Source organism: Bartonella sp. AR 15-3 (assembly GCF_002022445.1).
GTDB lineage: Bacteria > Pseudomonadota > Alphaproteobacteria > Rhizobiales > Rhizobiaceae > Bartonella.
In genome coordinates this window covers 604,432-626,292 of record NZ_MUYE01000001.1, presented here as the reverse complement: position 1 = coordinate 626,292, position 21,861 = coordinate 604,432, and the positions used below count along the sequence as shown (strand labels likewise).

16 protein-coding genes, 1 tRNA gene and 1 pseudogene are annotated in these 21,861 nt (G+C 34.2%); 11 read left to right on the top strand and 7 right to left on the bottom strand.

The annotated features are described in order from the left end of the window. Window positions 1–30: 30 nt before the first annotated feature. A complete protein-coding gene (gene gatC / locus BAR153v2_RS02855; protein WP_078680224.1) occupies window positions 31–318 on the bottom strand; it encodes an Asp-tRNA(Asn)/Glu-tRNA(Gln) amidotransferase subunit GatC in 288 nt (95 codons plus the stop codon). Between the two features lie 152 nt (window positions 319–470). Between gatC and ruvX the strand changes: the two genes are divergently transcribed. Beyond that, complete coding sequence (gene ruvX, locus BAR153v2_RS02850) at window positions 471–962, top strand: Holliday junction resolvase RuvX (protein ID WP_078680223.1); 492 nt, start codon at window positions 471–473, stop codon at window positions 960–962. On the opposite strand, the gene BAR153v2_RS02845 is transcribed toward ruvX, so the two are convergent. Then, window positions 936–2,564, bottom strand: a complete 1,629-nt coding sequence (locus BAR153v2_RS02845; RefSeq protein WP_078680935.1) for an acyl-CoA dehydrogenase family protein — start codon at window positions 2,562–2,564, stop codon at window positions 936–938. The genes ruvX and BAR153v2_RS02845 overlap by 27 nt on opposite strands. A 125-nt stretch (window positions 2,565–2,689) precedes the next feature. On the opposite strand from BAR153v2_RS02845, the gene BAR153v2_RS02840 reads away from it, so the two are divergent. From BAR153v2_RS02840 to dprA, 4 genes are read left to right on the top strand one after another with little or no spacing between them, the layout of a single operon-like run. Beyond that, window positions 2,690–3,655 (top strand): aspartate carbamoyltransferase catalytic subunit, encoded by a 966-nt coding sequence (locus tag BAR153v2_RS02840; protein WP_078680222.1) that lies wholly within the window; start codon window positions 2,690–2,692, stop codon window positions 3,653–3,655. Continuing rightward, the gene (locus BAR153v2_RS02835; protein ID WP_078680221.1) at window positions 3,652–4,971 is read left to right on the top strand and encodes a dihydroorotase; all 1,320 of its coding nucleotides are present in this window, start codon (window positions 3,652–3,654) and stop codon (window positions 4,969–4,971) included. The genes BAR153v2_RS02840 and BAR153v2_RS02835 overlap by 4 nt, the downstream gene beginning before the upstream one ends. After that, window positions 4,964–5,590 (top strand): glycerol-3-phosphate 1-O-acyltransferase PlsY, encoded by a 627-nt coding sequence (plsY, locus tag BAR153v2_RS02830; protein ID WP_078680220.1) that lies wholly within the window; start codon window positions 4,964–4,966, stop codon window positions 5,588–5,590. Before BAR153v2_RS02835 ends, plsY begins: the two co-directional genes overlap by 8 nt. Continuing rightward, the gene (dprA, locus tag BAR153v2_RS02825) at window positions 5,565–6,749 is read left to right on the top strand and encodes a DNA-processing protein DprA (protein WP_078680219.1); all 1,185 of its coding nucleotides are present in this window, start codon (window positions 5,565–5,567) and stop codon (window positions 6,747–6,749) included. Before plsY ends, dprA begins: the two co-directional genes overlap by 26 nt. Here dprA and BAR153v2_RS02820 read toward each other — a convergent pair. Then, window positions 6,709–6,915 (bottom strand): hypothetical protein, encoded by a 207-nt coding sequence (locus BAR153v2_RS02820; protein ID WP_078680218.1) that lies wholly within the window; start codon window positions 6,913–6,915, stop codon window positions 6,709–6,711. The genes dprA and BAR153v2_RS02820 overlap by 41 nt on opposite strands. Before the next feature lie 245 nt (window positions 6,916–7,160). On the opposite strand from BAR153v2_RS02820, the gene topA reads away from it, so the two are divergent. The 6 genes from topA (at window position 7,161) to BAR153v2_RS02790 (ending at window position 15,715) form a co-directional block, all read left to right on the top strand. Then, window positions 7,161–9,755, top strand: coding sequence for a type I DNA topoisomerase (gene topA / locus BAR153v2_RS02815; protein WP_078680217.1), 2,595 nt, complete (start codon window positions 7,161–7,163; stop codon window positions 9,753–9,755). 3 nt (window positions 9,756–9,758) lie between these two features. Further along, on the top strand, window positions 9,759–12,026 hold the full coding sequence (rnr, locus tag BAR153v2_RS02810) for a ribonuclease R (protein ID WP_078680216.1): 2,268 nt from the start codon (window positions 9,759–9,761) through the stop codon (window positions 12,024–12,026). A 548-nt stretch (window positions 12,027–12,574) separates the two neighbouring features. Further along, the gene (locus BAR153v2_RS02805; protein WP_078680215.1) at window positions 12,575–13,747 is read left to right on the top strand and encodes an MFS transporter; all 1,173 of its coding nucleotides are present in this window, start codon (window positions 12,575–12,577) and stop codon (window positions 13,745–13,747) included. 102 nt (window positions 13,748–13,849) lie between these two features. Further along, a complete protein-coding gene (rpmG, locus tag BAR153v2_RS02800) occupies window positions 13,850–14,017 on the top strand; it encodes a 50S ribosomal protein L33 (RefSeq protein ID WP_005767215.1) in 168 nt (55 codons plus the stop codon). 446 nt (window positions 14,018–14,463) lie between these two features. Beyond that, window positions 14,464–15,036 (top strand): thermonuclease family protein, encoded by a 573-nt coding sequence (locus BAR153v2_RS02795; protein WP_078680214.1) that lies wholly within the window; start codon window positions 14,464–14,466, stop codon window positions 15,034–15,036. A 43-nt stretch (window positions 15,037–15,079) separates the two neighbouring features. Then, entirely contained in the window at window positions 15,080–15,715 is a 636-nt protein-coding gene (locus BAR153v2_RS02790; RefSeq protein WP_078680213.1) for a uracil-DNA glycosylase family protein, read from the top strand. 660 nt (window positions 15,716–16,375) lie between these two features. On the opposite strand, the gene cobT is transcribed toward BAR153v2_RS02790, so the two are convergent. The 4 genes and pseudogenes from cobT to accC all read right to left on the bottom strand — a co-directional run bounded on the left by cobT (window position 16,376) and on the right by accC (window position 21,847). Continuing rightward, window positions 16,376–17,365 carry a nicotinate-nucleotide--dimethylbenzimidazole phosphoribosyltransferase gene (gene cobT, locus BAR153v2_RS02785; protein ID WP_078680212.1) on the bottom strand — a complete coding sequence of 330 codons (990 nt, stop codon included), beginning with the start codon at window positions 17,363–17,365 and terminating at the stop codon, window positions 16,376–16,378. A gap of 353 nt (window positions 17,366–17,718) precedes the next feature. Continuing rightward, a complete protein-coding gene (gene dusA / locus BAR153v2_RS02780; RefSeq protein WP_078680934.1) occupies window positions 17,719–18,699 on the bottom strand; it encodes a tRNA dihydrouridine(20/20a) synthase DusA in 981 nt (326 codons plus the stop codon). Window positions 18,700–20,257: 1,558 nt separating this feature from the next. Further along, window positions 20,258–20,333, bottom strand: a tRNA-Thr gene (locus tag BAR153v2_RS02775). 156 nt (window positions 20,334–20,489) lie between these two features. Next, window positions 20,490–21,847, bottom strand: a pseudogene (accC, locus tag BAR153v2_RS02770) (acetyl-CoA carboxylase biotin carboxylase subunit). Between the last annotated feature and the right edge of the window lie 14 nt (window positions 21,848–21,861).

Genomic DNA, 21,861 nt, shown 5'->3' with positions numbered 1-21,861 from the left:
GTTGTTTCTCGAATTTTAAAATGTAAAAAATTATTCGACTACTTTTGGAACAAGAAAAAAATTTTCTTCTGCTAAAGGTGCGTTTTCTATAATATCCGTGGCCTTATTACCATCCGTAACCTCATCTTCACGTTTTCGTAAAGCCATCGGAATTACTGATGTCAGTGGTTCAACTTCATTAACATCAATTTCATCAAGCTGTTTTACAAAATCTAAAATGGTATTAAACTCCTCTGTTATACGCTCAACTTCATCATTATGGATAGCAATACGCGCTAATTTTGCTACCCGCTTGACTGTTTTACTATCAACAGACATATTACACCTTTCTACTTGATTTACTCTAATATTATTAACCTATTCATTTTTTGGCTATACAAGTCTACATCTATAAGCGCAAGAATATTGGTATATACACCCCAATTTTTATTGTAACCAACCAAAATATTATGATACTCTAAGCATACAATATGGCCATCATCAGCATAAATGAAGTTACGATACATCTTTTATTTGGGCAAACAATAGCAAGTTTAGATTTGGGTACCAAAACGATTGGAATTGCTATTTCTGACATTAGTTTAACATTTTCAAATCCGCGACCTGTTATTTATCGAAAAAAGTTCACATTAGATGCTTTGACACTTATAGAAATCTTTAACAATGAAAATGTAGGAGCTATTATCGTTGGCTTACCCATTAATATGAATGGAAGCAACGGTCCACGTGTTCAAGCAACCAAAACTTTTGTTAGTAATATGGCAACATATACAAAAATTCCTTTTATTTTTTGGGATGAACGGTTATCGACAATTGCTGCAGAACGTTATTTCTTAGAAATGAATATGTCGCGCTCTAAAAGAAAATCACGCATTGATTCAGCTGCTGCTGCTTTCATTTTGCAAGGCGCTCTCGATAGAATTAAGACTCTGCAATCAAACAGCAGGATAGAGAACGTCTAATAATTGTGTTGGACTATATCTTGCGATCAACATACCATAAGATGACCTCCATTGTCCTCCAAGACGACTTTCCATATAAGCATTTACAACATGTTCAACTTCTGTATAACGTAACGCTGCACTGGCAGATGCATATGCCATCTGTTCAACAAAAAACCTACCAGCTCCTTCATTTACCGATGCCATATTCACAGCGGATTTAATAATTTCAATCGCTCGTGGACCAGCTTGTCCAATATCAGCTGCAATTTTTTCTAATAATTGCTGAAATAACCCGGGTGCTTTATCACCTATAAGAATTGCATCCCTTACCAATTGATTAACACCACTATTTTTAACTATTCGTGCAGGACTATCACGCAATATTTGCAACAAAGGATTACTATCCGTGAAACTCACTATACCAACCTGTGCAATAATTTCACCAATAATCGGAATAACTAATTGACTGACATGACAAGCAACAATAGGTGTCATAATTCTTGCGAAAGCTGCCTCAGAACGATTATCTGCAGCATTATCAAACGCTCGTGCTAAACGCATAACCAATGCTTGCGAAGCAGCTATATCAAGTGCAATATCCGCAAAAATACGCTCTGTTAATGGTGGGAAAGGCTGATTTGGAGTTTGCTTCCGAAGAAAATCTATACTAAATTGAAGCGCAGAACGCAAAACACCTGCTGATATTATAGCCTGATCGAAACGCATCATGGTTTCGATATCCTTAATCACCTTAGCCCCTTCTCCTATGTTACCGACAAGCCAACCATAACAACCTCGGAATTCGATAACTCCTTCTGGAGCTGAATATTCTCCAGACCGCTGAATTAAATAACGCGTTAATATAACACCATTTAATAAGCCATTTTCTTGTATACGTGGAATTAAAAAGCAGCTTAAAAGGCCATCTATTTCTGCACTTACAATATATCCGTCAGCCATCGGATTAACAACATTAGTTTTTATAATATTTAAACGATATAGATCACGCCCCATTTTTTCATCAAAAGAAATCCTTTGAACAGCTGGAAAATTAAAAGTATATTTTTCACTTTCCTCAATATTATCAAAAGCACAAGTTAGTGAAGCTCCCCTTTTATTCTCAATAGATCTAGAAGACAAATCATATTGGCGTGATAAAAGCGCATCTTGCCATTTTTTAAATAATTCAATATCACCAATTAACACTGCAATAGCAGCACTTGCTACAGTGATCTCATTCAAATGTCCTGTTTCCAAACCAGCCAATAAAGCCAAGCGAATAGCACGTGCCTGATAACGCACTCCATTTTCTGAAGTCGTATTTTCCCAAAGCGAAGAAACTAAACCTGCTTGTCTAGAATATCGTTGAAGAGTATGATAAGAAGGGTGAATATCTAATTCTTCTTTTGATTGTCTCCATCGGTTGTTATAGTGCAACGTGGGTCGGTGACTGTTTGCTAAACGTGCAAGATCCCACGCTTCATCGCTAGCGACAAAAGCTCCTATTTCCTCAAAGCTTGGCAGTAAGGAAGTAGGTAAAGTAGACGCGATACGAAACATAAGCGTATCACTAAGAAATGCATTTTTTCGCTGGGAATTCTCCGTGGATACAACATTCATAAGTATATTCCTATTATTAGAATCACTCATATCATAGACTATTTGCCTTTTTACAGCTAAAAACATTTATTATATTTAAACAAATGCTCATTTAAGCTCTTTAGAGATCTATAGAAAAGAATACTATGCCTCATAATACTATTTTTCCAATTTTTCCTCACCGGCACCTTTTAGGGATTAAGCAGCTTAATGTACAAGAGCTTAATATATTACTCGATCGTGCAGATGAGAATGTACTTTTTTCCAAAAACATTGATAAAAAACAATCTATATTACGTGGGCATACTCAAATTAATCTCTTCTTTGAAGCCTCCACAAGAACTCAATCTTCGTTTGAATTAGCTGGCAAACGATTAGGAGCAAACGTAATGAATATGGCTATTAGCAATTCATCTGTAAAAAAAGGAGAAACATTAATTGATACAGCAACAACTCTTAATGCAATGAAACCTGATATACTAGTTATTCGCCATAGCTGTGCTGGAACTGCAGCCCTTTTAGCACAAAAAGTTGATTGTTGCATAGTTAATGCAGGTGATGGTGCACATGAACACCCAACACAAGCTTTATTAGACGCTCTAACCATTAGAAGAATAAAAGGTCAGATTGAAGGATTAACTGTCGCGATTTGTGGCGATATTTTACATTCACGCGTTGCACGTTCTAATATTATCAGTCTCAATGCTTTAGGAGCTCGCGTTCGCGCTGTTGCGCCATCAACGCTTTTACCTACTGGAATCTCAAATATGAGCGTTGAAGTATTTAATACAATGAAAGAAGGCCTAAAAGATGCTGACGTTATTATGATGCTACGCTTACAACGCGAGCGTATGATAGGTACTTTTATCCCTTCTATTCGTGAATATTTCCATTATTTTGGTTTGCATAAAGAAAACTTAGCGTATGCTAAAAATGATTGTATTATTATGCACCCTGGCCCAATAAACCGTGGTGTAGAAATCGCTTCTGATATAGCAGATAGCACACAAAGTGTGATTCATACACAAGTAGAAATGGGTATTGCTGTGCGCATGGCTGTCATGGAAGCTTTATTAGATTTGCGGCAAAATTGGAGTAAAAAAAAGAAATGACAAAACCAATAGTTTTTCAAAACGCCCGCATTGTTGATCCTTCACGCGCAATTGATGAAATTGGTACAGTTATCATTGAAAATGGACTGATTGTAACCGCAGGAAAAGAAGCCTTAAATCAAGGAGCACCAGAAGGATCAGAAATCATTGATGCACAAGATAAAGCAATTCTCCCTGGGCTTATTGATGCTCAAGTCTTTATCGAAGAACCAGGAGCTGAACATCCTGAAACGATTGATTCAGCAAGCCAATCTGCAGCGGCCGGTGGTATTACCTCATTTCTTATGATGCCTGATACACAGACGATAATTGATAATGTGGCTCTTATTAAACTTATTACATGCACAGCGCATGAAACATCATTAGTTAATATTTATCCAGTTGCTGCTATCACACAAGGTCTGAAAGGACAAGAAATTACTGAATTTGGTTTATTGAAAAATGCAGGAGCAGTTGCATTTAGTGAAGGAAAAAAGACACTGCAAAATTCAGCTATTATGCGGCACGCAATGATTTATGCACGTGATTTTGATATCACATTGATCCACGAAACACAAGACTACGATCTTTCTAATCAAGGCGTTATGAATGAAGGTCTGTTAGCAAGTTGGCTTGGTTTTTCTGGAATTCCGCGTGAAGCAGAAGTCATTCCACTAGAAAGAGATTTACGACTAGCTGTTCTAACACAAACACGCTACCACGCAGCACAAATATCAACAGCTATGTCTGCTGACGCTGTTCGTTTAGCAAAACAACATAGTGAAAAAATTTCAGTTGGTGTATCCATTAATCACTTATCTTTGAATGAAAATGATATTGGTGAATATCGTACTTCTTTCCGCTTAATGCCCCCATTACGTGCAGAAGAAGATCGTATAGCAATGATTAATGCAATAAAAGATGGGACAATCGATATCATTGCTTCTTCCCACAATCCTCAAGGAGTTGATGCAAAACGTTTGCCATTCCAAGAAGCTGCAACAGGCGCTATTGGCATGGAAACTTTGTTAAGTGCGGCTTTACGCCTTTATCACAATGGAACCGTACCTCTTTTACGATTAACTGAACTTTTATCGACAGCACCTGCAAAACTTTTTGGTCTCAATGCTGGAACACTTATGAAAGGTGCTCCTGCAGACCTTATTTTGGTTGATTTAGATGAGCCATGGCTCTTATCCTTAGAGATGCTACATTCACGTTCAAAAAATACTCCTTTCGAAAATGCTCGTTTCCAGGGACGTGTTCTCCAAACTTTTGTAAAAGGACAATCAGTATTTAAAATTAATCAACAAAGCAAACGAGATTCTTATGAGTGAAGTAGAAATACTTTTGCAATTCAATACATGGCTTATTTTCCTGATATCTTATTTCATTGGTTCTATACCATTTGGACTACTTTTTACAAAATTTTCTGAATTTGGCGATATAAGAACAATTGGTTCTGGAAATATTGGCGCAACAAATGTTTTACGAACAGGAAATAAAAAAATCGCAGCTCTTACCCTTTTATGCGATATATTAAAAGGAACTTTTGTTATTTGGATGACAAAATTCTTATTTCACACTGTAGAAATTGCTCTTCTAAGTGGATTTTTAGCCTTCTTAGGGCATCTTTATCCCATATGGCTTAAATTCAAAGGAGGTAAAGGTGTTGCAACTTATCTAGGTATATGCTTAGGTTTTTATTGGTTAGCAGCCCTTATTTTTATTATTGCCTGGATAGGAGCATTTGTATTGACTCGCTATTCTTCATTTTCTGCACTTGTAGCTGTAATTATTACTCCAATTTTTATTTACTGTTATTCCTCTTCTCTCTATGTTGCTTGCATAATAATAACAATGAGCATACTCGTTGTTATAAAACATCATACTAATATTCGCAGATTATTAGCAGGGAAAGAAAATAAAGTTGATACCACAAATAGGAACAAATAAAGGAATTTTGCTTACTGATCAGCAACGGTTAAATTGGTTGCGATTATTACGCAGTGAAAATATTGGAGCAGTTACTTTTCGTAATTTGATTGAGCATTATAAAACAGCAGAAAATGCTCTTGCTATGCTTCCTCAACTTAATAAAAAGGGAGGACTTGCTAAATCTATTCGAATCGCGACATTAGATGATGCTGAGAAAGAGATGCAACAAGCTGAAAAACAAGGCATTCGCTTCATCGGTATAGGGGAACCAGATTATCCACCATTACTCAAAGTAGTGGAAGCATCGCCTCCACTTATTGCTATAAAAGGCGATTGCTCAATTTTTCAAAAACCCTCTGTTGGGATTGTTGGTTCTCGAAATGCCTCTGCAGTTGGCAAAAAATTAACTAGCCAGTTTGCTCATTTTATTGGTAATGCTGGTTTTACGATTGTTTCTGGACTTGCACGTGGAATTGATAGCACTGCTCATCAAGCAAGTTTGCTAACAGGCACAGTTGCGATCATGGCTGGTGGTATTGATTACATTTATCCTCCTGAAAATAAAAAACTCTATGATGATATTCTTACTAATGGTGGAGCAATTATTAGCGAAATGCCCATTGGTTGGAAAGCACGTGCTAACGACTTCTCAAGAAGAAATCGTATTATTGCAGCTCTATCGCTTGGTCTTTTAGTGGTAGAAGCAGCTATGCGATCAGGCTCCTTAATTACAGCACGCCAAGCTGTTGATATGGGACGATTGATTTTTGCTATTCCCGGTTCTCCACTTGATCCAAGAGCAATTGGTACAAATAATCTTATCAAAGAAGGTGCTTTGCTGGTTACACATCCCTCTGATATTATAGAAACACTCACACCGTTAACCTCAAAGACAACCGATCCACAACTCAGCTTTTTTGAAGAAACATATTCAATTCAATTTCCACAAGGAAATGCTCATTCACCTAATAAAATAACTAATGAAACTCCTTTAATTGGAGATGATATAGAACGTGCAGCTGTCCTTTCAGCTCTATCAAGCACTCCAATTGATTTAGATACACTCAGCATTTATTCAGGTGTTTCGTTACAAAAACTCCACCTTTTGCTAATTGAACTCGATCTTGCTGGAAAGCTTATTCGGCACTCTGGTGGTTACGTATCATTGTCGAGTTAGGATCTTCTCCAAGGGCTTCAGCACTATTAATAATACTTTGCCCCTCTTCAGCTACCATATCCAAAAGCAATGCTAAAAGTGGACTATGAGCTTGACGTGCCATCTGGCTCATTTGTTTTGACATATCTGTAATATAGTGGATAATCTTTAAGTGCTTTATAAACATAATCTTTTATCCTTGAGCATTCTCCCCACCTCTCAATAGATGTTATCTTAGTATTTTGCCGTATACTTTTTATATTAGCTGTGGAAAATAAGCTATATGATTTCTTTTATAGGGTGTATTTTAAATAATAACAATCAAAAGTTGTATAATGTAGTTTTTTTTATGTGCTCTTGACCAATTGTCATTAGCTATTCATTTGAAAGAAGTTTATAAAGAGATTTTTGTTTCAACATTCGGATAAAATTATGGATATTGTTATCGTTGAATCTCCAGCAAAAGCAAAAACAATCAATAAGTATCTTGGATCTCAATACAAAGTCATAGCATCATTTGGGCATGTACGTGATTTATCTGCAAAAGATGGCTCTGTTCTGCCTGATAAAGATTTTGCTATGAAGTGGGATATCAATACTGCTTCTGCAAAACGTTTGAATGAAATAGCAAAAGCAGTCAAAGATGCTGATACCCTTATCTTAGCAACTGACCCTGATCGTGAAGGAGAAGCTATTTCATGGCACATCCTCGATGTTCTAAAACAAAAAAAAGTTTTAAATGATCAACTTGTTAAGCGAGTTGTTTTTAATGCAATCACAAAAAAATCCGTTCTTGATGCTATGAAGAATCCACGTGATATTGATATATCACTTGTAGACGCCTACCTTGCACGTCGAGCTCTCGATTACTTGGTTGGATTTACTCTCTCTCCTGTTTTATGGCGCAAATTACCTGGTGCTCGTTCTGCTGGTCGTGTTCAATCAGTTGCCCTGCGTATCATTTGTAATCGCGAATCAGAGATAGAGCAATTCATTAAAGAGGACTACTGGTCAATTAGAACGTACTTGAAAACACTTCAAAATAACATTTTTCATGCGCGGTTAATAGAATTTAACCATAAGAAACTTGGTAAGCTTGATATTCAATCCCAAGAACAAGCTGATCAAATTCTTTTTATGTTGGAAAAAGCAAATTATCGCACATTAAGTATTGAAGCCAAGCCTATAAAAAGGAATCCTTCTCCACCATTTACAACATCTACATTACAACAAGCTGCTTCTTCAAAATTAGGTTTTTCAGCTTCTCGCACAATGCAAGTTGCTCAAAAGCTTTATGAAGGTGTTGAAATCAATGGTGAAACAGCAGGACTTATCACTTATATGCGTACTGATGGAGTACAAATGGTTTCAGAAGCTATTGATGCAGCAAGAAAAGCAATTATTGATTCTTTTGGAAAGCACTATGTTCCTGAAAAACCGCGTTTTTATTCAACAAAAGCTAAGAATGCACAAGAAGCACATGAAGCTATTCGCCCTACAGATTTTACACGTCATCCTAATCAAGTGCGCAATGTTCTCGATAGTGATCAAGCAAAGCTCTATGAATTAATATGGAAGCGCGCTATTGCCAGCCAAATGTGTTCTGCTGAAATTGAACGTACAACTGTCGAAATTGAAGCATTGCAAAAAGAAAATCATGCCCATTTGCGTGCGATAGGTTCTGTTATTTGTTTTGATGGCTTCATTTCTGCTTATACAGATCCAAAAGAAGAAGAAAATAGTGAGGAAGATGAAACAGGACGTCTTCCGCAGATTAATGTTGGAGAATCACTTATAAAAGAAAAAGTTGAATCGATACAACATACAACAGAACCACCTCCTCGTTATTCCGAATCGGCATTAATTAAAAAACTTGAAGAATTAGGAATTGGCAGACCTTCAACTTATGCCTCTATATTAAGCACACTTTGCGATCGTGGGTATATCATAACTGATAAACGCAAACTTATTCCTGATGTTAAAGGACGTATAGTTACAGCCTTTCTTGAAAATTTTTTTAATCGCTACGTAGAATGTGGTTTTACAGCAGCTCTTGAAGAAAAATTAGACCTTATATCAGATGGAAAACTTTCCTGGAAAGATGTTTTACGCGATTTTTGGGATGAATTTAATGCATCTGTTACGAATATACAAGAACTGCGTATAATGAATGTTCTTGATGTTTTAAACATAGCGTTAGCCTCTTTTGCTTTCCCTACGCGTGAAGATGGAAGCGATTGCCGCTCTTGTCCCCTTTGTACAAACGGGCAATTGTCATTAAAATTAGGGCGTTATGGAGCATTCATTGGTTGTTCTAATTATCCTGAGTGTAAATATACATGCCAATTGGGTTCAGATACAGAAGAACAAAGTAAAGCCATGCACAATGATGAACCTGTTATGCTTGGTATTGATCCTGAAACAGGGAAAGATATTTCTCTTCGTAATGGCCGCTTTGGTCCGTATATTCAACTTGGCGAAGGTAAAGAAATTAAGCGTGCAAGCTTACCTAAAGGATGGCAAATAGAAAATATTGATTTTGATAAAGCCTTAGCTTTACTATCTCTACCTCGTGAAGTTGGAACTCATCCTGAAACAGGAAAAATAATTACAGCCGCAATTGGACGCTATGGTCCTTATCTTGCTCACGATGGACAATACACAAATCTTTTTAAGACAGATGAAGTTTTTGATATTGGCATTAATCGTGCCGTTACAATACTTGCTGAAAAAAAAGACAGCGCAACCAATCAACGTAGAATAACGCCTACTGCGCTAGCAACACTAGGAGATCACCCAGAAGAAGGTGGGACAATTACTATACGCGATGGGCGTTACGGTCCATATATTAACTGGAATAAAATTAATGTTACCTTACCAAAAGATAAAGATCCAACTACAATCACACTTGCAGAAGCATTAGAACTTATATCAACTAAAACATCAATTAAAAAAACAGCACAAAAAACTACTTTAAAAAAGAAGGCAACATCTAAACAAACTTCATCCCGCAAAAAGAAGGCATAAATTTTGGCTAAAAGTGAGAAAAAAAAATATTTTCAATCATCTAATATTAAGCAGCTACCTAGTAAATCAGAAATCCTATCCTTTATCACTAATAATCCTAGCCAATCGAGTAAACAAAAAGTTGCTAAAGCTTTTAACTTGAACAGCACTTCTCATATGTGGTTAAAAGATATATTGCGTGACTTAAAAGATAATTATGCAATACCACAAAAACGTAAAAATTTAATCATCAAAAAGGCATTACCATCGATTACTTTGGCCAAAGTTAGTGCTTTTGATAAAGACGGTAATTTTATTGCAGAACCTCTTGAATGGCCCAATGATACAAAGCCTAATATTTTTGTCTCTTCTTCTTATCGCATAAAAGGAGTCAGCATTAGTATTGGAGATCACGTTCTTATAAAAATTTTTCGAAAAACAGTTTTGCAAAATTTTTCCTATACAGGACGAATCATCCGCAAGATTGATAAGAAAAAAAGAAACATGCTTGGTATCGCGAGAAAATTAGAAAATGGCGAATGGCGGCTTGATCCCATAGAACGTAAAAATAATGAACTTATTATTGATATGGCTACGAACATAGATATAAAAGTTGGTAATCTGATCGAAGCTGAAATTAAAGATAGTACTAACTACAGCTTCAAGCAAGCAAAAGTAAGAAATATTCTAGGACACATTGATAATGAAAAAGATCTTTCAATGATTGCCCTTATATCAAAAGAAATTCCTTATATTTTTCCTTCAGATGTCCTTGAGGAAGCCGAAAATGTAGAACCTGATAATACAATTAATCGCGAAGATTGGCGACAATTATCATTTATTACAATTGATCCTGCAGATGCAAAAGACCATGATGACGCAGTTTATGCAATAAAAGATGAAAGCCCTACCAATAGCGGAGGCTGGATTATCGTTGTCGCAATTGCAGATGTTTCTTGCTACATAAAAGCAGGAAGTATTCTAGACCAGGAAGCTTTAAAACGAGGAAACTCTGTTTATTTTCCTGATCGTGTTGTACCAATGCTCCCAGAACGTATTTCTAATGATCGATGTTCATTGCATGAAGGAAAAGATAGACCCGCACTAGCTGTCCGTATGATTTTTGATGCGAATGGAAATAAACGTAAACATAGTTTCCATCGTATTGTAATGCGTACAGCAGCCAAATTATCCTATCAAGAAGTACAATGTGCAATTGAAGGAAATACAAATAAAAAAACAGCTCCCTTGCTTGAAAACATTTTACAACCATTATGGGATGCATATTCCTGCCTTAAAATTGCACGCAATCGTCGACAACCATTAGCATTAGAAATACCAGAAAAAAAAATTATTCTTGATCAAAATGGATATATTAAAGATGTTGTGGTTTTATCTCATCTAGAAGCACATCATTTAATTGAAGAATTCATGATACAAGCTAATGTTGCGGCTGCTGAAACATTAAAAGAATATCACCAACCTCTCATCTATCGTATTCATGATAAGCCATCTCTTGCAAAACAGGAAATGCTCCAGAACTTTCTTAAAAGTCTCGGGATATCACTTGCTCGAGGAACTGAACTTACATCAGCACAGCTTAATAATATCCTTATAAAAGTTATGAATACACAACAACAGGAATTGGTAAATCAGGTTATTTTACGCTTGCAATCTCAAGCCGAATATAATCCTGAAAATATAGGCCACTTTGGTTTAAATCTACTTAACTATACACATTTTACCTCACCAATTCGCCGTTACGCTGATTTAATTATTCATCGAGCACTTATAAAAGCTCTGCAACTAGGAAATGATGCACTCACAGATGAACAAGAGCAAAATCTTGCAAAAATCGCCAATCAGATTTCTTTATACGAACGTCGTGCAATGATAGCAGAACGAGAAACTGTTGATCGGCTTGTTGCCCATTATTTAGCTAATAAAATCGGAAATTCATTTGCAGCCCGTATTTCAGGAGTTACAAAAGCAGGTCTTTTTATCGCACTTGATAAATTAAACGCAGATGGTTTTGTACCTCTTTCTACACTTAAAAGTGATTATTACTATTTTGACGAAGTACAGCATGCCCTTATAGGAAAACATAGCCATAAATGTTATCAACTTGGAGATGCAGTCGAAGTAAAGATTTTAGAAGTACAACCTTTTTCTGGTGCTTTATGTTTTGAAATGTTAACAAAACCTCGCTTGATAACTTTCTCACCTATCTCCTATCACAAAAATAAATCTATAGCGAAAAAACGCAATTATATTTTTTATAAAAGAAGATAGCACTCAATAAAGAATTCAAAAATTAAAATTATATCTCTACATACAAAGATTGAAAGCTATAATAAACTCATAACAATATTTAATTTAAAACCTAATTGATTGTTAACGACATCAGTATAAAAGTGTTTTAAGCTCATTGCTAGACGAACAGTGATTTAAGAAAAATCTTTATTTCAACATCTTTTTTAAAATGTAAGAAGCGTTATATAGTTAATAATTTTAAAGTAAAAGATTATTTAAAAACCTCTTGTCATTGTATTATTATTTGATGCGTACTGTCTTTTAGTTATGTATAATAGCCTGATATGATTCTTTTTTGTTTCAGAAGAGGTCAAAAAGACTTTTATATCGAATATATTAAAGAATATGCAACATATAGACTTATCTAGCTTTTCTAGCTTTTGTCATCTAAAAATCTACACAATTATCGCACAGACTACGTGCTATGCTGTAAATGCTATTTTTTTAACTGCAATTTTCTTTTTCTATTTTCAACTAAATTTATTCCTAACCATATGATCTAAATAATTCATAATTAAACTTCCCTCATGATAAACAAAACTTTCAACTTTCCAAATAGTTCTTTACGTGCAATTATTGCCGCAATTACCACCATTGCTTCTGTCGGTATAGCATTAGGAATGGGAACACAACTTATTTCGTTGCTAATGACTGAAAAAGGCTTCTCAAATAGTATCATCGGTTATAGTGGAGGAGTCAGTGGAATTGCCACAATTATTGCAGCTGCTCTAACTACTCGAATCGCCTTATATTTCGGTGTTGTCGAATCGATATTACTTATGATGGTTATTGGTTCTCTGAGTTTTTTAGGCTTCTATTTCTTTGAATCGATATGGATGTGGTTTATTTTGCGATTTACACTGCATTTCGCCATGACAATTATATTTATTCTATCAGAGTTTTGGATTAATAACGCGTCTCCACCTCATAAACGCAGTTTAGTAATTTCTATCTATGCCATTACTTTAGGTCTGGGATTTATTTTAGGGCCAATGCTTCTTGAAAAAATAGGAACACAAAATTTTACACCCTTTGGTAGCGGCTGCCTTCTTATCATAATTGCTATCATACCCCTTCTTTCTGCCTGGAAATTAAGCCCCAAATTTCAGAGTAAGGAAAATATAGCATTTTTTTCACATATTTTACGTGTCCCCACCTCCACAATGGCAGCACTTATTTATGGTGCTATACAAATGGGAACGCTAACACTTCTAACGCCTTTTAGTTTATCAATTGGATATAATAAAAATGAAACCCTACATTTTATGGAAATTCTTGCTCTTGGTAATATCCTACTTTTAATTCCTATCAGCCTCATAAGTGATTATTTAAAAGATAAACGCTATTCCCTTATGGGCTGCGCTATTTTAGGATTGATTGGAACCCTTATTATACCACAGATAGCAGAGCATAAAATGATTTTTATGATTGATCTTTTTTTTCTTGGTGGTATACCTGCAGGTCTTTATACAATTGGACTTGCACAACTCGGTGAATGCCTTAAAGGACAAGAGCTTGCTGCAGCTAATTCTGCTTTTATTTTTTGCTATGGAATTGGTATATTGATTGGACCAGCTATTATTGGTCAAACAATGGATATTTTAAAACCATTTGGCTTTTCTTTGGCAATTGCCTGTTTTTTTAGCTTATATATTATTTTAGTGCTTATCCAATTAATGAGAAAATTAAACAACTCTTGACTTTTTGTAGAACATCCGTAGTGTCATATGTAAAATGTAATTGCATCAAAAATAAATTTTGATAGCGGAATAGTATTATTTTACTATAATAGGACTCTTATTATGGCTAAGGCAGCAACCATTAAGATTAAGCTTTTGTCAACTGCAGATACTGGCTTTTTCTATGTAACAAAGAAAAATAGCCGCACAATGACAGATAAAATGAGTAAACGTAAATATGATCCAATTGTTAAAAAGCATGTTGAGTTTAAAGAAACAAAAATTAAATAATTAGTCTTTTGTTTAAATTATTTAAATTGAGAAACAGAGAGTGTATTGTAATATTTTTATGATTTAAAGCTTTTTCACAATAGCTCTTTTATTGTTAATCCTTTTAAAAGGGGGTGGAAGTGTAGTTGTACTCTTTTAAGATAAGTGTCTAGCTTTTCTAGCTGAAATTTTGACATTTATTTTTTTGCAAAGTAACTTATTGCTCACACTGATAATAAAGAGCGATATATTACTAAGTGTATTTTATCAAATTATATAAACAATCTTTATTGATACAAACCTAAGCGCTCATAAATAATTATATTATCTTATGATTATTAGTATAAATGCTAACTTAAAATATATAGATAAAGCATAATAAATCCTTTTTAAAATGAAAAAATGAGTACAATTAGCAATGTCTTTCTTGGCTCATACTATAAACGTATTGTTATAATTTCTAGTTCATGAAAATAAATAACTCTCCTTCTAATCCGAATAGTTTTAACAAAAAACTTATTATTTTCAGTATCATTATAATAATTATTGTTCTTATCAATGGAACAATTTACTCGAAATGTACTGCGGCATCTCCTCCCAACATAATTTCTATTTCACCAAAATCTCTAAAAGGTAATGCATTGGTCATTGATGGTGATTCAATCAAGATTTCTAATGTCATAATTCGACTTGCAGGAATCGATGCTCCTGAGCTTAATCAATTTTGCGGCATACAAAAAAAACGCTATGCATGTGGCTTCCAAGCCAAAAAAGAATTAGAAGAACTTATAGCTCATCAATCTGTTACATGTTATTGGTCTAAAAAAGACAAATATCATCGTGTTATTGCTATATGTGGAACCCAAAAAATTAATAATATTAATGCAGCAATGGTGCGTAATGGTTGGGCTATCAGTTTTTATAGCTACCATAAAGAAGAACAAAAAGCCAAAAAAGAAAAAAAAGGAATATGGCAGTCAAGTTTTCAAAAACCGCAAGAATGGCGTAAAGCTCATCCTCGCATAAAAAAAATAAAGTAATTTCTTTACTTCATAAAAATATCTTTCTAATTTCTCATTTATCATGAACAAACAACAATGTGATCATATTATCAAATTAGAAAAAGATATTCATTCTTGTCGTGTTTGTATCAAACATCCACATTATCTTCCTCCCCTTCCCCATGAACCAAGACCTGTTGTCTATTTATCGAATACTGCTTCCATTGCAATTGCAGGCCAAGCTCCAGGATTGCGTGTGCATGAAAGTTTTATCCCTTTTAATGATCGTTCTGGCGTAAGATTACGTAATTGGCTGGGCGTAACCAGTGATGAATTTTACAGTAGATCCCTATTTGCTATTGTTCCTATGGGATTTTGTTTTCCTGGCTATGACCAGAATAAATCCGATTTGCCACCAAGAAGTGAATGTAAAGAAATATGGCATGAAAAAGTATTTCAAGCTATGCCACAAATAAAACTTGTTCTTGCTATTGGAAGTTATGCACACAAATGGCATATCACAAACCTACAACATAAAACTGTCTCGGAGACCGTCAGTGATTGGAAAAATATCTTATCCATACGTCAACCCCGAGGATATAATGTTATGCCTTTACCCCATCCGTCATGGCGAAATACTTTTTGGTTTAAAAAACACCCATGGTTCAATGATGAGCTTATTGTATATCTCCGCTGTTTAGTACGTAAATTCTTATGAATTTGGTGTTATATCAGTTTTTTATCAAACTAGCTAACTTTAATAAAGTTTATAGTGGCACATGAACAATATAACAGATTATCAATGTCAAATATAATGGATTAATCAGGATAGTTTATACTATAAGATCGAACCACTATGCATAATAGCAGCATTCTTATCTGATGTGTTGTAGCACTCAATATCCCACTAAAATTGTTAATAAAAACTCTACTTAGTTAAAATGCTATTATTATAACTAATTGAAATAACATCTAATTTTAAATATAAATTCACTAAAAGAAGATTTTAAATTTATAACCTATAAGATAATATTTTGTTGCATTAGAAGCCGCGAGTAAAGCCAATATACCTAGGATATATTGAAATGATTAGTAATCACTAAAGGCTCCAGCTTACACTCTCAAAATTTAGATATTACGAAAATTTGTAATTCATTCGTGATATGCTTTTTTCAACTGAAAAATACCAATGAAAAATGTGAAACCAGCTAATTAAAATGAAAGAGCAATAATATGAGATATCCATCTTTTAAAATTACACTATCAAAATACCTCTTGATGTGAAAAAATGAATAATTTTAGGAAGCTTAAATTTTATAGTTTGATAAAGTTTTTTAATATTTATGATCATACTTTCACTTTTTAATATTAAATTTTTCTACCCAGGCATTCCCATTTGCGCGTGGACTAAGACGGCTGCTTTAACAACACCAGCTGCTATAGCTGCGCCTGTTCCTTCACCGAGACACATTTCTAAATCCAAAAGTGGTTTTTTCCCAATTTTTTCTAAAAGTTTACGATGAGCTGCTTCAGAAGAAACATGACCAACGAGTGTATGATCAAGAGAGCTTGGATTCATTTTATACAGCACTGCTGCTGCTGCTGTTGCTACAAATCCATCTAAAATAACTGGAATTTTTTCCATTCTTGCAGCTAAAATAGCTCCTATCATAGCAGCAATCTCACGCCCTCCTAAGCGGCGCATAATTTCAAAAGGATCATTAAAATAATTCTTATGTAAAGAGATTGCTGTTTTTACAGCCATGACCTTGCGCTGATAAAATTCTTCGACAGCCCCCATACAAGATCCTATCCATTCCTCAGCTTCTCCACCAAATAAAGCAAGACATAAAGCTGAAGCTATAGTAGTATTGCCAATTCCCATCTCTCCAATACACAAAAGATCTGTTCCTCCGGCAATTGCTTCCATTCCGAATGCCATTGTTGCGGCTGCACTACGCTCATCCATTGCAGCATCTTTTGTAATATTCATTGTTGGATATTCTAATGCCAAATCATATATTTTCAATCCAAGATCATATGCTACACAAATCTGATTGATAGCAGCGCAACCTGTTGTAAAATTTTGTACCATCTGTTGTGTCATAGATTGTGGAAATGGCGTAATACCCTCATCAGTAACCCCATGATTCCCAGAAAAAACAGCAACTAGAGGCTTCATTATAATTGGTTTTTCTTCGCCTCTCCATCCCGCATACCAAACTGCAATATCTTCTAATTTTCCTAATGCACCTTTTGTTTTCACTAATTGTGCATGCCGTTTTTTTGCTAAAGTCATTGTAAATTCATCAGCAACAGGTAAATTTATTAGTAAAGCACGAAAATCATCAAATGGCCTAGCAATCATGAAAATACCTTTTTAAATCTACAATATATAATTAGAATTTTCTTTTATAGATAAGATATAAATAATTTATTGTTTTTTTTTCATGCTACAAATGTAAGATGCACTACTTAATAAGTATTTAGGATGATAAGAGAGCGAATATTGAAAATCTCTTTAAAGGTAACATATTAAACTGATATCTTGCTGTATATAATTATTGTAGCAAACTTTCATATCTTTTTAAATTTTTAACAGAGCTTAACTCTAATCAATTAAGATATTTATTTTATCTCTTCCCTGAAAACTACAATTTTTTCATAATTATTCATAAATTACAATTTATTATACAATATTAAAATTTCTATCAAATTATCTTAACTGATAGCAGCAAAAGCTTCTTTTAAAATATGTGTATTGGCATCCGTCTTTGTTGCATTATGTGATAATATTTGTCGCCATCGTCGCGCACCGTCACGTCCTTGAAATAAACCAAGCATATGACGTGTAATGTGAGAAAGACGCCCTCCTGAAGCTATATGTTTAGCACTATACTCACACATAGCATTAATCAGATCATAATCACTAAGATTATTCTGCGGTTCGCCATATATTTCAGAATCAATAAGGCACAGCCAAATGGGATTATGATAAACTTGTCGTCCAACCATAACGGCATCACATGATCTTAAGTGCTCTTTTATTTCACTGATTGATTTTATCCCACCATTTAATCCAATAAAATTGTTTTCATATTTACGCTTTAAATTATAAACCCTTTTATAATTAAGTGGTGGAATATCACGGTTTTCTTTTGGGCTTAATCCTTTTAACCACGCTTTACGCGCATGTACCCATAGCGCATCACAGCCTGCATTCCATACACGATCAGCTAAAAAGTCTAAAGCCAATTCTTCATCCTGATCATCTACACCAATACGGCATTTAACAGTCACAGCTATAGTAACAGTTCGTTTCATCGCTTCTACAAGCTGCGCCACAACATCAGGATGCAACATTAAACAAGCACCAAATATACCTGCTTGAACACGATCTGATGGACAACCAACATTTAAGTTAATTTCGTCATAACCAAAGTCTTCGGCAATACGTGCAGCTTCTGCTAATTTTTTGGGGTCTGATCCTCCTAATTGTAATGCAATTGGATGTTCTTCATCACTGAAAGCCAATAATTTTTTACGGATGCCATGAATCACAGTATCAGCTACGAACATTTCAGTATAAAGTAGCGCCTTTTTCGTCAAAAGACGATAAAAAAATCTGCAATGCCGATCTGTCCAACCCAACATTGGCGCCACAGCAAATTTTACCAATGGTGGAGAGTGATAAAATGTTATAGGAGTATTATTCATATATTTCTATTATTATCCTATTAAGCAAACAAATAACTTCCTCGTCCTATCTCATCATATAGATATTTTACTCTCTCTCTCATTTTTGAGAAAATAAAAATGCATTCTATATTTACAAAGCTTTTAATTATCTAAATTCTTTCTAATAATTAACAAAGAGATACAATTGCTTATTTAATTATTTGCCTTTTTTTCTAAAATAATTTTTGTATCTGTATACATTATTAGTATTTCTATTTTTTCTAATTAATCAGCTAATATATCTTAAATAGTAAAACTCAATATTATGACTCAACATATTTTATGAAATATATAATATTAAAAATATCTATAATTTATAAGATTTTGTAAGTGAAAATTGAGAATATTATTTTAATATAATTAATCTAACTTTTTAAAAACATCTATAACTTGATATATCTAATAACGTGATATAATTGTATTTATATAAAGAGCACAACCATACCAATATCATTTGTGCATGTGCTTCCTAAAACGATAGGAAAAACCGTAAAATACAAAGATTAAAATCGTCATTATGATAATGAAAAGGCTAAAATACTTTAAATATCTCTAATAGGGGAATAGAAAATTAGTATAAATGAGAATTCTAACTAATTAGCTACCAAAGTAAACTACTGTTAACACTGGCATAAAGAATTAAAGCTTATAGTGTTATTCAAATTACTGTTAAAGCTACAAAATTAATTCAATGCAAGTTTATTATACACTCTTTGAAAAAGAAAACCAGAAATTCCAAAGCTTAAATACTTTTCCATGGAAACTCAATTTTCATCTATCTAAAAAATCTCTTGAGCAATGGATCACACATTTTATTTTTTTGATATCCTTTTCATTTCAGAGCATCTCTAGCTAATCTTATCAGAAGTCATAAATTAATAGGAATCGAATACCAAAGCTAGTAATTCATTTATACTTCTTTACTAAATCTAAATATACTTTTTAAATCCAATCTTTAAATGATGTTTAGAGTACGGAAATAGTGTAATTTTTTGAGCTTTAAGCTTACACTTCACTTATCAGTTATCAGTTTAGGTATCAAAATTTATCTCATTTAACGTTATGCTAAATAGATTGAACATATCAATAAAAATATCGAAGTATTTTTAGAAAAAACAGACAAAGTATGAAAGAAATTTAATCAAATTCTCTGAACATGATGCAAATGTTTCCTAAACTTCGCTCCATTTACATAACCTAAAAATAGAACAGCTACAGCTAATGAAATAATATTTGATGATAAATGATAGATATATAACGACACGTGCATACACGACTTTTTAATGTATCCAAAACAATGCTTCATAATTAAGTACTTCAAAGGGTAGTTCCAGAACCATATAGGTTAGATAGAATAATGAAATAGAAAAAGAAACCCTAGCATTCACCCCAAAGAAAAATATAGAGCAAATAAAAACAAATTAAGTAAAACCGCATCAATCATAAAGGATAGCCTAAAGATGTCCTTAAAAACAAAAATTAAAAGAAAATCTATATCTTTCAAGATGTTAAAGACATAAAATGGTGCCCCCAGAGAGACTCGAACTCCCGACCCCCTGATTACAAATCAGGTGCTCTACCAACTGAGCTATAAGGGCATGCCATATATTGGAAATAGCATAAACTCATAAAAAGGCAAATAAAAAATGATAAATGTAGTTTATATGTTATAAATATATATACCTAAGCCAAATTATTTGGATGCTTTACTGATATTTATATTGATAAACAAGTTTTATATATAAACTTACTATTTATAAGTCGGAAGAGACTAATTTATCAGAAAGATATTTTTCTAACCAATGTATATCATAATTACCATTAGCAATGTCTTGATTGTCAATAAGATCACAAAATAAAGGTAATGTAGTTTTAATCCCATCAACCACAAACTCACTTAAAGCACGCCGTAAACGCATCATACATTCCAAACGTGTACGACCATGAACAATCAGTTTTCCGATTAAGCTATCGTAATAGGGAGGAATACGATAACCTGAATAAGCTCCTGAATCAACACGAACTCCTAATCCCCAGGTGTGTGAAAATGGGTAATAAGTCCTGGAGATGGTATAAAATTAATTGGGTCTTCAGCATTAATACGGCATTCAATGGCATGACCAGAAAAATGGATATCTTTTTGGGTAACTGAAAGCCCTAAACCAGATGCAATATGAATTTGTTCATGAACCAAATCTATACCTGTAATTGCTTCAGTTACAGGATGTTCAACTTGTAAACGGGTATTCATCTCAATAAAATAGAATTCACCATTTTCGTAAAGAAATTCAATGGTACCCGCCCCACGATATCGGAGCTTCGCGCAGGCATTTGCAACAATATTACCAATTTTTTTCCGCTCAGTTTCATTAAGTACAGGTGAAGTCGCTTCTTCCCATACTTTTTGGTGGCGCCGTTGAAGTGAACAATCACGTTCTCCTAAGTGTATAGCATTACCAGCTCCATCACCTATGACCTGAATTTCAATATGACGTGGTTTCTCTAGATATTTTTCAATATAAACTGAATCATCATTAAAAGCAGCGTTAGCTTCTGAACGTGCTGTTTTGAGAGCTGTTAAAAGTTTTTGTTCGGAATGAACAACTTTCATACCGCGTCCACCACCGCCTGCAGAAGCTTTAATAATAACTGGATAGCCAATTTCATTAGCAATGCGTAAAGCTTCTTTTTCTTCAACTATAGCCTCATTAGAGCCTGGGACGACGGGGATACCAAGGTCCTTAGCAGTTTTTTTAGCTTCTATTTTATCACCCATAATACGAATATGTGCTGCTGTTGGACCAATAAATGTAATATTATGAGCTTCCAATACATCTGCAAACTTTGCATTTTCAGAGAGAAATCCATAACCTGGATGAACAGCGTCCGCTCCTGTAATTTCACAGGCCGAAATAATCTGATAAATATTTAAATAAGAATCGCGAGACTGTGGAGGACCAATACATACACTTTCATCAGCAAGTCGAACGTGCATAGCATCAGCATCAGCAGTTGAATGAATAGCTACGGTTTTAATCCCAAGTTCTTTACACGCTCGCAGAATGCGAAGAGCAATTTCTCCTCGATTAGCAATGAGGATTTTTTGAATCATAGCTATCCCTCCGC